Genomic DNA, 15,275 nt, shown 5'->3' on the forward strand with positions numbered 1-15,275 from the left:
GATCGGGGCCGTCAGCATCAACAGCACCCGTCCACTTGTAGGTAACATTCTACCCTTCGGTATCGATTACGACAGCGACCTCAAAGGCGCTTTTTGAGGGAAACTCTGACAGCCAATACGCGTAGCCGTCCGGCGGTTCGTCGTTCGGATACGTGAACTCTTCGTCACTCTCCGAACGCCTCCAGCGTCGAATCCGCTTGATCAGCCAGAAACTCACGGATCTCGTCCTCACGCCAGCCTGCCGGCGAAAGGACGCTCTCGGCCGCCCGGACGAGGTCTGTCGCGTAGAACTCTGCATCATACCCATTGATCTCCTCGTGGGGCAGCTGCACCCGTTCGCGACCCGCTTTCGAGTCGTCGACGACCACGTACTCGACGGGTTGGCCGGGTTCGCGACCGATCCCGGCGGCCTCGGCTCGTTCCAGCGCTGCGACCGAATGTGTGGACTGCGTGTACTCCTCGAGGCGCTTCGAGGAACGCACTTCGATGACGAGGTCCATCGGATTCACGTCGCCCGATCGAAGCCGCTCTAACTGCCGATCGAGTCGATCGCAGACGGCCTCGGGCGACCGCGCCGCATCGAACACATCTATCAACTTTTTCTGGCACTCGGCGACGAACGCCGGCGTCGAGTGCTGGCGGACCTCGATGCCGCGGAACTTGTACTCGCCGTCGAGCTTCCGGCCGAAGTACTTCGTCAGCGCGCCGGCCTCGCTGTCAGCCATCGGGACGAACGCCACCCAGTCGAAGCCGCCCTCGTGTTCTAGTCGTATTCCAGCATCCGTGGTGATCTCACGGGCGACGTCTTCCAGATCAGTCTGGTCCATCCCCTCGCGAGCCTGCACCCAGAGACTATCGACGATCCCGTGGACGACGCGCCAGCCGTTGGCTTCGAGAGTCTGTTTCGCGTCGAGCAGGATCTCGCGGGCGTAGGCGTTGATCGCCTCGTGACACTCGATGCGGCCGAACTTCGCGTTCGAGAACCCCTGGTAGCCGAAACAGGAGACGAGAATCCACTTGATCGCGTCCGCCCGCTGTCGCAGCGCGTCCTGGCGCTCCGGATCGTCCGTCTCTCGAATTTCCGCCTTGATCGCATCTCTGTCCGAGATCAACGGCTCGAGGACGTCCGCCAGATAGCCGCGCTCGTCGCAGATCGAGTACCCTAGGCCAGGGACATCTGCCCGGTCGCAACAATCACAGCAGATCGTCTCCGGACTGATGTTCCGCGTCACGATGATATTCGGGTAGAGACTCGAAAAGTCGAGTTCGTGGACGTCCTCGTGAACGCCGACGTCGGGCGCGAACGTGTAGCCCCCGCGGTCGGCCTCGTGCAGCCTCCGCATCGATTTGAAGAACTCGTGACGCCAGGACTTCCACGGCGTCAGGACGTCCCGCTCACGGGCCTCCGTAATCTGGATCGCCGTGAGGACGTTCCCGATCGACGCCCACGCGAGTTCCTGCAGCGGCTTCCCCGACCGACGCGCCAGATCGAGGATGCCCTGGAGACCGGATTGCTCGTAGAAGAACGTGTTCGAGCGGTCGATGATCGCCCGTCCCGGGACGTTGTATCGAGCCGGGGAGTGGCCAACCTGTCCGTAACTCTCGAACGTCGACGCGCCGGCGAGGGTTTGCCAGCCCGGTCGGCGACCCAGGTCGAACGACTCGCGGCCGCACGCGTCCGCCGCATCGTACAGCGCCGGCACGAGTTCGCTCGACGAGAGGATCAGCACGTCGGGGTCGATACGTTCGAGAGCGCGTTCGACGCCGTTCACGACCGCTCCGGGATCGTCAGTGATGCGCTCGCCGTCGATCGAGAGCGTCGAGAGAACATCGTCAACCATCGCGGTCGCCGGCGCGGTGAGCTCTAGTGTCCGGAGGTCTCGTGCGGGTGCCGGCGTCTGCCCCGTTTCGAGACAGTACCGGAACTCCCTCGAGAAGTCCACGTTGAAGCACTTCACGTCCGCCGGCCGGCCGATATCTCTGAGGTAGGAGGCGAGTTCGTCGACCGCGCCGATGTCCGGGACATCGATCCGGAGGACGGGCTCCGGATCGTGTCGCCAGCCACGCCGCCACGGCTCGAGTTGCATCTCCACCGCGAGCGGATGCGGGTCGAGGCGATCGGCAAGGTCCTCGTACGACAGGTCGCCATCCGAGATCGCGTAGATCGTCGGCGTAAAATCGGGGTTCCAGACGGTCTCTACCCCGTCCGGCGCGGCGTACCACTCGACGACCTCGCCGTCCAGATAGTCGACTTTGAACGGTCCATCGGTCATGATTCGCGCTCGTCGAGAGCTCCTTCGAGTGCGTCGAGGCGCCGTTCGAGATCGGCGATGCGTCGCTCTTGAGCGAGGTGCATCGAGACGAGCAGCGCCACCATCGGGTCGGTCGGGTTCTGGTAGCCGGCGGCGTCGGCGTACTGGCGTCCGTGCTCGAACAGCCGATCGAAGTGCGGTTTCTCTTGCTCGCGAAGGGCGCGCCGGTAGTCGCCCCACCGGTTTTCGATCGAGCGCACCTGATCGCGGTAGGTCGGATTAGTGCGCCCCATAGGCTGCCGCCTCCATCGGCGTCGCCGGGTAGAGTGGTTCACGAGCGCGCAGCACCTCGGCCCAGAACGCCAGCGTCGTCTGGACCCAGCCGTCCTCCTGGGGGTAGACGAGCGTCTCGAACTCCTCGCCGACGAACCGCGGCCCGAGTGGCGTCGACTCGCATCGCACCGTCTGTGCGGCGAGTTCCGATACTGGTTCCGATACCTCGTCGTCGACGAGACGGGTGACGAGCACCGGACAGTCGTGACGTCGAGAGAGGCGTGCGAGGCGCGCGAGCGTCCGGAGGAGCAACTCGGTCGCCTCGGCCGATCGAAGGCTGTCGTCGCGGTACCGGCCGTCGACGGCCGGCGCGACGACGAGCGACGGGTCGATGCGGCGTTCCGATAGCGTCGCGACGAGCTCGTGGTGCTGCTGGGGCGTAAAACCGCGCGCCACGTCGATCCGGTCGAGGATCCGGTCGGACGGGGAGATGTCGGTCAGGGTGTCCGTGCGGGCGTGACCGTGGCTGTCGATCCAGTAGCCGTCGCCGCCATTGATGAGCAGGTGATCGACGACGAGCGAGTGCAGCGGCGTGATCGAATCGTCCGATTCCAGCAGCGTGACGCCCGGTTCGAGGTCCGGGAGTTCCGGGATAGCCGGTTTATCGAATCGGTGCATAATCCACGAATTTGGCCCGAGGGATGTATCAATCGGGGCCCGATTTCCAATTTTCCGAAATAAGGTGGCAACTTCCTTCCAATAATATGATCTTTGAACCCGCACCTGGTAGCGACGATGCCACAACATAAAATTATTCAAATGAAATACTCGTCTCCCCCTCGCAGCTCTTCGAAGAAGGTACCGCGGGTTCGATTTCTTCCGTAACCGTGGGTGAATGGACGATCGAGCATTCGCGAATGACTTGAACAGTCCGTGCATGGGAGACAATCGTCGACGATCGCACCGAGTTCTCGATGGACCGATGTCGATCGAAGAGGTGCAGAACGAGACGATGTTCGGTACCACCATCTGGACCACAACGCCTCGGTCTTCCGCGTCGCGTTCACGAGCCGAACTGAGGGCGGACGGGGCTCACTTACCGTCTACGGACCCCGAGGGCACCGACCGTCTCGTCGATGCGCTGTCCGACAGCTACGCGGAAGGTATCGAGTATCGCCGGCAGCTGCTCGACCCACGACATCTCGAATCGATGCGACGAGACGCCGCGATTGACGCCCTGATTTCGCACAGCGTTTATCTGTCTCCGCCCCATCTTTCAGTTCGATTGATGGATCGTTCTACGCGGGTGCGAGTCGACGAACGCGACGATGAGACAACGGTCGACCAATCTGAGCAGGAGAACGCGCGGTCGTGTCCCGAGTGTGAGTCAGCGTCGCTGCGTCGAAGCGCAGACGGGAGCGAACTGAGTTGCGAAGCGTGCGGGTTGCTACTCGAAGAGGAAGCGATCGATCACGGTCCCGAATGGCGAGCGTTCAATCACGCGGAGCGCGAGAGTAAATCTCGCGTCGGCGCCCCGACGACCGAAACGATGCACGATCGTGGGTTGACCACCACGATCGACTGGAAGAACAAAGACGCCTACGGGCGGTCCCTCTCGGCGGAGAAACGCACCCAGATGAGCCGGCTACGGAAATGGCAAGAACGAATCCGAACGAAGGACGCCGGCGAGCGCAACCTCCAGTTCGCGCTCAGCGAGACCGACCGAATGGCCTCCGCGTTAGGGATTCCGCGTTCGGTACGCGAGGTCGCGAGCGTCATCTATCGACGCGCGCTCGACGAGGATTTGATTCGCGGCCGGTCGATCGAGGGCGTCGCTACGGGAACGTTGTACGCCGCGTGTCGAATGGAGGGGATTCCGCGATCGCTCGACGAGGTGGCGGCCGTCTCGCGCGTCGAGCGAAAGGAGATCGGGCGAACGTACCGGTACGTCTCCCACGAACTCGGGTTCGAGATGGAACCGGTCGACCCGAAGCAGTACGTCCCCCGCTTTTGTTCCGAGCTGGATCTCCCGGAGGAGGTCCAATCGAAGGCGAACGAGGTCATCGATACGTCGGCCGAGAAGGGGCTGTTATCCGGGAAATCGCCGACCGGGTACGCCGCCGCGGCGATCTACGCGAGCGCGCTCCTCTGTAACGAGAAGCGAACCCAGCGAGAGGTCGCGGCGGTCGCGCAGGTGACCGAGGTAACGATCCGGAACCGGTACCAGGAACAGATCGAGGCCATGGGAATTCACACCTGACACCGGTTCTGAATCGGGTGGCAGGATGGAGTTGGAGTGATCGCAGAGACCTTCTTTCCTCCGAGTTCAGTGTATTTACAGTGGCGTATTCTTCGGAAAACGCCGTGCTGGCCGGATCGACTGCAGGTCGCCGACCGTGTCGAGCGGGACCAACGGCTCGAAACCGTTATCGAGGGATTTGAAAAATAGAGTGATTTGCCTCGAACAGTTCGCCGACATGGCCGTGCACGACATTCAGAAACCGTTGTGGCTGTTCTCTGTCTACCGTCACTGGTTGTAACTCTCCAGAAAGCCAGACGTCCGCGGACGGTGGCGAGTCGCATCACGCGGGCCGGAAGACGTCGACCGTGCGTTCGATCGCCACTCCTGGAATGTAGCCGAACAACAATCACCCCCACTCGGGGGAGAGCGCTTCCTCACCGGTCAGTATCCGATGAACGGCGTAATAAGTCTCATCAGATTTAATATCCGGTTCGACATATGAACGCACTCGCGCGCTTAAATAATACATCCGACAAGAGGGGCGATCAGGGCGGAATTTCCATATTTCATCAGACGTATAGCGGATGAGATTGTCGGCGGGCGTGATCGATAGTAATCCCGTCGGAGCCGCTCGTCGAGGCAGCGGGGGTCTCGATCGGAGTACTATGGACTCGGAACGCAGGAATGGGGCCACCGTGTCAATAGCCGTCTCACGCTGAGTAATCACACGTCCGACTGTAGGGATGGGACCAAACTGGCCCGACGGTTCCCATTCGCCGGGTCGAAGTGGATATATTCACATACCCCTGGTTCCAACGGCCGTGTATGGCCGAGAATGACGATCGCGACCTCGTCGAGACGCCGGCCGAAACCGAATCGGACGATTCGACACCCGCGGACTCGACAGCCGACGCCCAGTCGTCGGACGAGTCGGTCCACGGGGAGTCGACGGCGGAGGCGTCCGAACCGGCGACCGGCACGCTCGACGGGGACGAACGGGGCACCGACTCGCCGTCCGACCAACCGCCAGCGGGCGACTCGACGACCGACGAGCCGACGCGGTCGCGGAGTGAGGCGATACGCTCGTACTCCGTTCGAGCCGCGGGGCTCATCGCCGGACTCGGCACCCTCATCTTCTGGTCGCCGATCCTGTTCACCGGCTTCAGTTACAACATGTTCCTCAACATCCTCGGCGGGCTCGCACTGGCGATCGTCGGCTCGCTGATCGTCGTGCGCGCGGGCCGTGACACGGTTTCTGCGGTCTTCCTCCCGCTCGTCGCCGCCGCGCTCGCGGTCGGCGTCATCGCGATCGGTATCGCGGTTGACATCGGAACCGGACTGATCGTCACGAGTAACGTCATCGTCGGCTCGCTCGTCGTCGTCCTGGCGCTGCTCACGATCGTCGGATTCCGAAAGGCGAACGCGGCTGATCTCGGCTCGAACGGCCGAACCGCCTGAAACCGTCCAATCGCACTCGCGTCGATTCTCTCGGGGTCCCTCGACTCAAGCGAGGCTTCCGTTCCCGCCTACTCGTCCTCGCGGTCGGGATCGACCACGATCCTGTCGATGTGGCCGACCTGCCCCGTCGTCGGCATCGCGCTGAAGAGGGTATCCTCGTACAGAAGGTCGCTCACCGATCGCATCGTCTCGTCGCCGTCGTGTTCGGTCCGGTGTTCCAGCCAGTACCGGTCGGCCTTCTCGTCGTCCGGCGCGACGGTCAACGACACCGTCACGAGCGTGCCCGGGAGCAGGTCGTCCTCTTCGGTCAATTCCGTCCGCTCGACGTCGGTCACGGTCGACCGAACGGGCGATTGGGGCGTCTCGGAATACCCCTGGTTGTACCGATCGAAGTAGAGTTCGAGTTCGTCTCCCGGTTCGACGCTCGGCAGGACGTCGACTGGCGAGCCGTCCCGCGTCGATTCCGATCCCATAGGACCTCGTCCGCGCCGAAGGAAGTAAACGTTCACTCTCCGCGGCCGGGTACGGCCGTTCGACAGCCCATTCGATCCGGTTCCACACCCTGTTGCGCTCGAGGCACCGGTCACAGCGGCTACCGTTGCGGTGCCGAAGCGTCGCATCAGAAGACGGCGACCGATTCGTCGACTGCGAGGGGATCACTCGAAGAGACCGGTCGAGAGGTAGCGTTCGCCGCTGTCGGGCAACACCGTCACGACGAGCGGGCAGTCGTCACTCTCAATGCCGCCGTCGGCGCGCGTCGTTCGGTCGGTCGTCACCTCGCCGTCGACCTGCGCGGCGTCGAACCGCCGATCGATCCCGTCGGGGAGTTCGGGACAGTGTTGGGTCGGATCGGCGATTTCCGTGGCGACTTCCCGGGCGACGAGACTCGCGGCGCCGCTCGACTGACCGACGAGGACGCCGGCCTCGCGGGCGAGACGGCGACACTCCACCTCGGCGTCTTCGAGGGCGACGGTGCGCACCTCGTCGATCAGCGATCGGTCGAGGTTCTCGCTGACGAACCCCGGTCCCATGCCCTGGAACTCGTCGGATCCCGCCTCGCCCGTCGAGAGCACGGGGTTTCGCTCCGGTTCCACGGCGATAATATCGACGTCGGGAAACCCCTCGCGTAGCCGACGGCCGACGCCGGTGAGCGTCCCGCCCGTGCCGACGCCCGCGACGAAGGCGTCGACGGTCCGCCCGTCCACCTGATCGAGGAGCTCCGCGCCCGTCGTCTGATAGTGCGCCTCGGGATTCGCCGGGTCGTCGAACTGGCCCAGCTGCACGGCTCCCTCGGCTTCGAGTTCGTTCGCTCGCTCGCGCGCGTCGGACATATCTCCGTCGACGAGTTCGATGTCCGCTCCGTAGGCGGACATGAGTTCCCGTCGCTCCTCCGACTTACCGTCAGGTATCACGATTGTGAGGTCGTACCCGCGGACGGTACAGACGATCGCCAGGCCGATACCGGTGTTCCCGCTCGTCGGTTCGACCAGTCGATCGCCGGGTTCGAGCCGGCCGTCGCGCTCGGCCGCCCGAACCATCGCGATCGCCGGCCGGTCCTTCGCCGAGCCGCCGGGATTGGCGGATTCGACCTTCGCCGCGATCGTCGCCCCCTCCGGCCCGTCGAGTTCGACCAGCGGCGACCCGATGGTCTCGAGGATGCTGCCTCTCATTGCAGTCGGATTGGTTATCGACACGTAAAACCCCTGCTTGACGACCGAACGCGGTGGTCGGGCGGCGTGTACCGCTCGTGTGTCACCTCGTCGTCCCCAATCGCTCGTCCGGCAACGTATTCCGGCGACCGCGACGGTTAACTCGGTCCCGCGAAAACGGACACCTATGGAACTGGAAACGCTCCGCCCGAATCCCGCCTGGGACGCCGCCTCGTACGAGGATGCCGTCGACGTACTGACAACCCATCGCGACGACCTCGTCTACCGCGTCTGGGGCGGCGACTGGTGTAAGGACTGCCGCGCTCTCCTGCCCGACTTCGGCGCGGCGCTGGACGCCGCAGACGTCCCGGACGACCGGATCGACCACCGGCCGGTCGATCAGGAAAAGGAGGGGCCCGGCGTCGAGGCCTACGGCGTCGAGTACATCCCGACGATCGTCGTCGAGACCGAGGACGGGACGGTGATCGCCCGATTCGTCGAGGAGGAAGACCGACCGCCGGCGGTCTACCTCGCCGAACGGATTGAGGCGTGGAGCGAGTCGGGCGAGGCGTCGGTGTAACGCCGTTTCGGAACAGTCGATCGATTGCTATTCGGGCCCGTCAGACTTCGTCGCGTCCGCTCCGGATTCCGGGTCGGGGTCCGGATAGTCCTCGCCCGTGATACCGCCGTTGGCCGGATGGTCGACGGCGCCGATGGCTCCGAGTGCCCGGATCCGCGGACGGCCCACGTCACGGAGCCGCTGGAGACGCGACATCCCTCCGCAAGGACGGACGAACAAATACCCGGGTGGAGAGACGAAATCGAGGAAAGATCGGTCCTTCGTGTCCTGCTCAGAATGGTGACGGATCCGCCTCGTCCTCGTCGGCGTCGTGCCACTCGAGCGCCTCGCCCATGTCGTGTAACGGGGGCGAACACGCGCGATCGCGGCAGGCGTACACCGTCGGTCGCCCGTCCCGTTGGGTGCGACCCGCCCAGATCGGCGGCACCTCGTCCACCCCGAGTTCGTCGACCCACGCCGAGAGCGCATCGTCCGCGGGCGGCCGTCGAGCGAGCAGTCGATCCGGCAGGTACGTCGACGCGACCGCGTCTCGCCAGTCGGGCGGGACGCTCTCCGAGACGACGGTCAGTTCGAGCGGGCCGCGACGCAGCCGGTCCGTCGCGAGCGAGAGCGAGACGTGTTCGACCGGGGAGCGCTCGACGGTATCGGCGTGCGTCGCGATGACGGCCTCGGCGATCTCGCCGAACGGGTCGTCGACGAACGGATCGAGCGCGAGGAGGACGTCGACGGCGACGCCGGTCGGCGAGGGCGTCGACCCGTCGCGGAGTTCCTGAGGCCTGGTGAGCAACGATTCTCCACTTTCTGGCGTGAAGTAGAGCGTCCGGTCGGCCTCGTCCCAGAACTCGTCCGCGATCGTTCGACAGAGGTCGATCGCGAACGCGAGCGGGGAGACGTCGCCCGTCGCCTCGTAGCAGGTGAGGGCGCCGCGTGCGAGAAACGCGTAGTCCTCGAGGTACCCGGAGATGCCGACCTCACCATCCCGGTAGCGACGGTTCAATCGACTCGCGGTCTCGTCCCAGAGCTGCTCCTCGACGAACGAGAGTGCCTCGAGCGCACGATGCTCGTACGTCTCGTCGTCGAGAACGAGGGCCGCCTCCGCGACGGAATCGATAGCCAGACCGTTCCACCCGGCGAGGATCTTCTCGTCGCGCGCCGGTCGTGGGCGGTCGCTTCGCGCGTCGAAGACCGCCCGTCTGGCATCTTCGAGGTGCGATTCCACTTCCGGTATCGACAGTCCGTACTCGTCCGCGAGTGCAGCGACCGACGTCTCGACGTTCAGCACCGTCCGGCCCTCGAAGTTGCCCGACTCCGTGATACCGTAGCGTTCGCAGAAGAGTTCGGCACTCGTTCCCGCTGCGCTCGACGAGGCCGCCACCGCGGATTCGATCTCGGACGGCGTCCAGACGTAGAACGCGCCTTCCTCCTGCTCGCCGTCTTCGCCGGGACTCTGGGCGTCGAGCGTGCTGTAGAATCCACCATCCGGGTGGCTCAGCTCCCGGTCGAGAAAGGCGATGGTCTCGCGGACGGTCTCGGCGTACCGTTCGTCTCCGGTGACCTGGTAGCCCGCGAGGAGGGCCCGCGGGATCGTCGCGTTGTCGTAGAGCATCTTCTCGAAGTGCGGCACCGTCCAGTCGGCGTCGACGCAGTATCGGTGAAATCCGCCGCCCACGTGGTCGTAGAGGCCGCCCGTACACATCGCGTCGAGCGCATCTGTTGCCGCCTCGCGCGCGGCCGGCCGGTCCGTCCGAGTGGACAGTTCGAGGAGGGCCTCGATCCGGCGCGGCTGCGGGAATTTCTGTCCACCACCGAAGCCGCCGTGGTCCTCGTCGACCGTCCGCAGAATCGCGGTGGCGAGCCGGTCGAGGGTTTTAGAATCGGCTCTCGCATCGGGATCGATGGCGTCGAGTCCCGCCCCCGGCGAGGCCGAACCCGGTTCGTCCGTCGTCGCCGACGAATCCGACGACCCGCCGAGTCGATCGCCGGCCAGTTCGGCCCACTCGTCCGCCCGCGTTTCGATCTCGTTTCGACGCTCGCTCCAGGCGGTCCTGATCTGGCGGAGGACGTCGAGAAACCCCGGGTTCCCTCGCCGCGGCTCGCGGGGGAAGTAAGTGCCGACGTAGAAGGGGCGGCCGTCGGGGGTCAACCAGACCGAGAGCGGCCAGCCACCTCGGCCGGTCACGGCCTGGCAGACGGTCATGTAGATGGTGTCGACGTCCGGGCGCTCCTCGCGATCGACCTTGATCGGGACGAACCCCTCGTTGAGTGCCTCCGCGACGGTCTCGTCCGCGAAGCTCTCGTCGGCCATGACGTGACACCAGTGACAGGCCGCGTAGCCGATCGAGAGGAAGATCGGCCGATCGAGGTCGGCGGCGGCCGAACGGGCCGGTTCGTCCCAGGGCTGCCAGTTGACGGGGTTGTCGGCGTGCTGGCGAAGGTACGGGCTCGCGGCATCGTCAAGCCGGTTTCGACCCAGCGGATGCTCCATACTCGTTCTACGCGGACGCGACCCAAAAGGCGTGTCCTCGCCGACCCCGATACGGACGCTCCGGGCGACGTCCGCGTGAACGGCGACGAGCGGAGCGTCGTCAGGGGCGACAGCGAGCCGTCGCTGCGCTCGAGTCCGGTACGCTTAACAGCGAACTAGGTGATGCAGTGGTATGTCCGTTCGGTCGGAGGCCTGGACGATCTATCGCCAGGCGCTCCCGGTCCTGCTCGTCTCGCTTGCGGGCGGGCTCTTCGCCGGACTCATTCTCGAGGACATGGTCGAACACGTCGCCCGGTTTCCCGGCCTCCTCGTGATGATCCCGGTGTTTCTGGCCACGCGCGGGAACATCTACGGCGCACTCGGCGGTCGCATCGCGAGCGGGCTCCACCAGGGGGTTATCGAACCCGCGTTCGAGCGGAACGATCGCCTCGTCAACGCCGTCGTCGCCTCGTTCGTCAACGCGATCGGGATCTCGATCGTCATCGCGGCCATCACCTGGGCCGTCCTCGCGGGACTCGATCGGGAGGTCGCGGCCCTGTGGGAACTCGTCGCGATCATGCTCGTCTCCGGCGTGCTCACGTCCGTCGTCCTCATCGCCGGTCTCCTGGCCATCATCTTCGCCGGCTTCGACCGCGGGTACGATCCGGACAACCTCGTGGGCCCGATCGTCACCACGCTCGGCGACATCTTCGGCATGCTCTTTCTCCTCCTGGCGGTCGTAAGCGTGGAGGTGCTCGCCTGATGGTCGCGGCGGGCGGTTCGCTCGACTCCTGGTCGGCCCGTTCGATCGTTCGGACCATGTTCCCGCTGCTGGTCGTGCTCTCGATCGTCGTCCTCTGGGCGGGTATCACCCTCGAAGACGCCGAGGCGTTGCTGGAGCAGTACGGCATCCTCGCGGTGATGGTGCCGACGGTCATCGGAACCGGCGGGAATCTCGGCGCGATCCTCTGCTCGCGGCTCTCGACGCGGTTTCACCTTGGGATGACCGAGCTCGATCCGCGCGACCCAAGCCTCTGGGCGAACGTGGTCGCGATCGTCGCCCTCGCGCTGACCGTCTTTGGCCTCCTCGCGGTCGGCGCGTTCGCCATCGGCCTCGTCTTCGGCTCCGCCCTCTCGCTCGCCGCGTTGCTCACCATCTCGCTCGTCAGCGGAACCGCGATCGCGTTGCTGGTCGTCGTCTTCAGCTTTCTTGCCACGTACGGCTCCTACCGACTCGGGGTCGACCCCGACGACACCACGATCCCGATCATCACCAGCCTGATCGACGTCTTCGGCGTGGTGATCTTCGTCGCCGTCGCCGCCCTGGTCGTCGGCGTCTGATCGGGCTGACCGTTCGGCCGGGGCCGTCGGGGTCGTCGCCGAACGAATTCAGGCTGCAGACAGCGACTGTATCGTCTCCTCGGCCGTCCGCGTGCCCTTCGCGATGAGGACGTCGCCCGCACGCAACTCCGCGTCGGCGTCGGCGATGAGGAGCCAGCCGTCGTCCGGACGCCGGATCGCGATCGCGCTCATCGTCGCCTCGGTTTCCAGCCGCCCCTCGACGATCGGCGTCCCGACGAGGTCGCTCCCCGGGTCGACGACGATGCGGGTGATGATCTCGTCGGACTCCTGGACGGCCAGCTGGACGACCGGGTGGACGTCGATCTCCCGGAAGACGCCCTCGCTGATGCCGATCGCGGCGTCGCTGATCTCCTCGGTCGCGCTCGCGAGCGTCATCAGCCCCCGGATGCGGACCGGGTCCTCGGCCTCGCTCGCGGCCTTCAGCGCCCAGGCGGTAAAGCGCGACTGGAGGGCGTCGACCTCGATCTCGAGGTTGCGAACCTCCTCGGCGAGGTTCCGGCTGTCGAAGAGGACGCTGCTGTAGGCCAGGTCCACGGCGAGTTCGCTCAGGTTCTTCATGTGGACGATCGTGTCGATCGCCCGTTCGAGGTCGGCGATCGCAGGCGGCTCGGGGTCCGGCAGCTCGTACGCCTCGCCGGTGAGCGTCTCGACGACCGGGCCGAGGTCAGTCTCCGTCCCGCGCAGGAAGGCGACGTCGTCGGGCTCGATCGCCGTCTCCGGGCCGGGATTCAGGAGCCACCCCGCCCCGCGGCGGAGCGCGATGACCCGCACGCCGGTTTCGGACTCGAGATCGACGTCGACGAGCGTTCGGCCGGCGTACGATGAGTCGGCCGCCACTTCGACGCGCTCGAGCGACTCGATCGCCTCCGGTAACGTCGTTCGCATCGCCTCGGGGAGGCCGATATCGTCGAGGAGGATCTTCGCGATGTCGCCCGCCGCGTCGCTGATCTGGTCGGCCGCGGCGACGATGCCGAGCACCGGCGCGAGTCGCTCGGCGTCGTCGGGGCTCCTGGCCGCCATCAACAGGCTCATCCGGGCCCGTAGCTCGAGGAGGTCCATCCGTTCCTCGAGGCGCAGGACCTCCCTGGCGAGATCGTGGTGCTGGTGGAGGATCGCCGAGAACGAGAGATCGATCAGCAGCTCGGCCGTGTCCTTCATCTCGACGAGGAGGTCCTTGACGCTGACCGGCTCGTACTCGACCGAGCCGGCGGAGATCTCGCCCTCGTACGGGTCCATACCCCGACCGAGCACTCGGGGGATGAAAAACGTTCCTCAGGCCGCCCCGGCCGCGGACCGCCGAGCAGGCCGCGGACGGGCGTTACCGCCGCTCGTACTCGAGGAACGTGACTTCGTCGCGTTCGTCGCGGGCCGTTACTCGCCAGGTTTCGGGGTCGATCTCGGGGAAGAACGCGTCGCCGTCCGGATCTCGGTCCACCTCGGTGACCACCAACCGGTCGACGACCGGCAGGAACTGCTCGTAGACCGACGCGCCGCCCGCGACGAACGCGCGACCGATCCCGCCGTGGCGTTCGCGCGACGCTCGCTCGGCCGCCGCGATCGCCTCGTCGACGTCGTTCGCGACGATCACGTTCGCCGGCGTGTCGAGCTCCCGAGTTGTGAGGACGATCGAGGTGCGCTCGGGGAGCGGTTCGCCGAGCCCGGCGACGATGCTCTCGTAGGTCACCCGGCCCATGATGACGGGGTGACCCGTCGTCTCCCGCCTGAAGTGTTTCATGTCCGCGGGGATGTGCCAGGGCATCTCGCCGTCGACGCCGATGACGCCGTTTCGCGCGACTGCGACGATGGCGACCAGTTCGAGGTCCGTCTCCAGCGCTGCCCTCGCGTCGTCCGCCGCCCGGGTTGCGGTTTCGGATCCCGTCATCGTCACTCCGCGACGCCGAAGGTCAGTCCCTCGTGGGAGTCGTAGTCGGTGAGTTCGACGTCGTCGGCGGTGAGTTCGTCGATCGAGACGTCGGCCACTTCGATCGTCGGTCGCGACAGCGGTTCCCGGGCGCACTGTTCGAGGAGACCGGGGACGTGGTCCATATTCTCGTCGCCGTCGTCCTCGGACGGCGCGGTCGACTCGAGCCAGTCGCGGACGTCGCGGTACTCCGCGCGGTCGTCGACGTCGGCCAGTCGATCTTGCAGGGCGTCGAGGTTGTCGGCGTACCACTCGCCGCGCTCGCCCGCGCCGCAGTAGACGTGGGCGTCGACGACCGTGTGGCCGAATTTTCCCGGTTCGTAACCCGTTTGCTGGGCGATCACCGTCGTGAGTAGCGCGTACGCGGCGATGTTGAAGGGGACGCCGAGCGCGACGTCGCCGGAGCGCTGGGTCAGGTGACAGTTCAACCGATCTCCCTGAACGTTGAAGACGAACGTGTAGTGACACGGGGGCAGCGTCGAGACGGCGGCGTTGGCGGGGTGCCAGGCGTCGACGACGAGCCGGCGGGAGTTCGGACTGTCCGAGAGCGTGTCGACGACGTACTGCAACTGGTCGAACGTCCGCCGACCGTCGGCCTCCTCGGTCACCCAGCGGTGGGCGTCGTCGGGCCAGGATTCGCCCTCGAGCCGGGCCGGCTCCTCCGGAACGGGGAAGCGACGCCAGAACCGGCCGTACGCGGTATCCAGCCGACCCTCGTCGTCGGCCCAGGCGTCCCAGATCCTGGTTTCCTCGCGGAGGTTTCGGTTGTGCTCCTCGCCGGAGAGGTACCAGCAGACCTCGTGGATCATCGAGTTCCAGCGGTAGCCGTCCATCCGCTTGGTCGTCAGGAGTGGGTAGCCCTCCCGCAGGTCGACCTCGTAGTGGCGGCTGAAGCGCGAGATGGTGTCGACGCCCGTCCGGTTGGGCTTGTAGGACCCCTCCGAGAGGACGGCGTCGACGAGATCCAGGTACTGTTGCATAGCACGTCACTCCCACCGATGGCTCATAAAACTTCGATTATTCGGACGGACCGGCAGCCACTCGGACTCGCCCCTGGGGGACGGCTGGCACCGA

Annotated in this window: 14 protein-coding genes; 5 read left to right on the forward strand and 9 right to left on the reverse strand. The window is 65.6% G+C overall.

Annotated elements, in window-relative coordinates; translation table 11 throughout:
- Nucleotides 1–164 precede the first annotated feature (164 nt).
- Genes MXA07_RS10420 through MXA07_RS10430 form a run of 3 tightly spaced genes read right to left on the reverse strand, consistent with a single transcriptional unit; the run spans nt 165 to nt 3,203 of the window.
- Nucleotides 165–2,273 (reverse strand): type B DNA-directed DNA polymerase, encoded by a 2,109-nt coding sequence (locus tag MXA07_RS10420; RefSeq protein ID WP_247728539.1) that lies wholly within the window; start codon nt 2,271–2,273, stop codon nt 165–167.
- A complete protein-coding gene (locus MXA07_RS10425; protein WP_247728540.1) occupies nt 2,270–2,545 on the reverse strand; it encodes a DUF8156 family protein in 276 nt (91 codons plus the stop codon). The genes MXA07_RS10420 and MXA07_RS10425 overlap by 4 nt, the downstream gene beginning before the upstream one ends.
- Entirely contained in the window at nt 2,532–3,203 is a 672-nt protein-coding gene (locus tag MXA07_RS10430) for a hypothetical protein (RefSeq protein WP_247728541.1), read from the reverse strand. Before MXA07_RS10430 ends, MXA07_RS10425 begins: the two co-directional genes overlap by 14 nt.
- Nucleotides 3,204–3,813: 610 nt before the next feature.
- On the opposite strand from MXA07_RS10430, the gene MXA07_RS10435 reads away from it, so the two are divergent.
- The gene (locus MXA07_RS10435; RefSeq protein WP_247728542.1) at nt 3,814–4,785 is read left to right on the forward strand and encodes a transcription initiation factor IIB; all 972 of its coding nucleotides are present in this window, start codon (nt 3,814–3,816) and stop codon (nt 4,783–4,785) included.
- Between the two features lie 807 nt (nt 4,786–5,592).
- Complete coding sequence (locus MXA07_RS10440; protein WP_247728543.1) at nt 5,593–6,225, forward strand: hypothetical protein; 633 nt, start codon at nt 5,593–5,595, stop codon at nt 6,223–6,225.
- Between the two features lie 68 nt (nt 6,226–6,293).
- Here the strand turns inward: MXA07_RS10440 and MXA07_RS10445 are convergent, their stop codons facing one another.
- Nucleotides 6,294–6,698 (reverse strand): hypothetical protein, encoded by a 405-nt coding sequence (locus MXA07_RS10445; RefSeq protein WP_247728544.1) that lies wholly within the window; start codon nt 6,696–6,698, stop codon nt 6,294–6,296.
- A 183-nt stretch (nt 6,699–6,881) separates the two neighbouring features.
- Complete coding sequence (locus tag MXA07_RS10450; protein WP_247728545.1) at nt 6,882–7,895, reverse strand: PLP-dependent cysteine synthase family protein; 1,014 nt, start codon at nt 7,893–7,895, stop codon at nt 6,882–6,884.
- A 166-nt stretch (nt 7,896–8,061) separates the two neighbouring features.
- On the opposite strand from MXA07_RS10450, the gene MXA07_RS10455 reads away from it, so the two are divergent.
- Nucleotides 8,062–8,454, forward strand: coding sequence for a TlpA family protein disulfide reductase (locus tag MXA07_RS10455; protein ID WP_247728546.1), 393 nt, complete (start codon nt 8,062–8,064; stop codon nt 8,452–8,454).
- Nucleotides 8,455–8,725: 271 nt separating this feature from the next.
- On the opposite strand, the gene MXA07_RS10460 is transcribed toward MXA07_RS10455, so the two are convergent.
- A complete protein-coding gene (locus MXA07_RS10460; protein ID WP_247728547.1) occupies nt 8,726–10,939 on the reverse strand; it encodes a thioredoxin domain-containing protein in 2,214 nt (737 codons plus the stop codon).
- A gap of 172 nt (nt 10,940–11,111) precedes the next feature.
- Here MXA07_RS10460 and MXA07_RS10465 point away from each other — a divergent pair, with 172 nt between their 5' ends.
- Together MXA07_RS10465 and MXA07_RS10470 are read left to right on the forward strand one after the other, a co-directional pair.
- On the forward strand, nt 11,112–11,681 hold the full coding sequence (locus MXA07_RS10465) for a magnesium transporter (RefSeq protein WP_247728548.1): 570 nt from the start codon (nt 11,112–11,114) through the stop codon (nt 11,679–11,681).
- Nucleotides 11,681–12,259: a magnesium transporter gene (locus tag MXA07_RS10470; protein WP_247728549.1), complete on the forward strand. Its 579-nt coding sequence runs from the start codon at nt 11,681–11,683 to the stop codon at nt 12,257–12,259. Before MXA07_RS10465 ends, MXA07_RS10470 begins: the two co-directional genes overlap by 1 nt.
- A gap of 48 nt (nt 12,260–12,307) precedes the next feature.
- Here MXA07_RS10470 and MXA07_RS10475 read toward each other — a convergent pair whose 3' ends face one another.
- From MXA07_RS10475 to thyA, 3 genes are all read right to left on the reverse strand, one after another.
- Complete coding sequence (locus MXA07_RS10475; RefSeq protein WP_247728550.1) at nt 12,308–13,516, reverse strand: potassium channel family protein; 1,209 nt, start codon at nt 13,514–13,516, stop codon at nt 12,308–12,310.
- Nucleotides 13,517–13,598: 82 nt separating this feature from the next.
- Nucleotides 13,599–14,162 (reverse strand): dihydrofolate reductase, encoded by a 564-nt coding sequence (locus MXA07_RS10480; protein WP_247728551.1) that lies wholly within the window; start codon nt 14,160–14,162, stop codon nt 13,599–13,601.
- A gap of 2 nt (nt 14,163–14,164) precedes the next feature.
- A complete protein-coding gene (gene thyA, locus MXA07_RS10485) occupies nt 14,165–15,181 on the reverse strand; it encodes a thymidylate synthase (RefSeq protein ID WP_247728552.1) in 1,017 nt (338 codons plus the stop codon).
- Between the last annotated feature and the right edge of the window lie 94 nt (nt 15,182–15,275).

Origin of the sequence: Halovivax limisalsi, assembly GCF_023093535.1 — an archaeon.
In the GTDB taxonomy this organism is placed as follows: domain Archaea; phylum Halobacteriota; class Halobacteria; order Halobacteriales; family Natrialbaceae; genus Halovivax; species Halovivax limisalsi.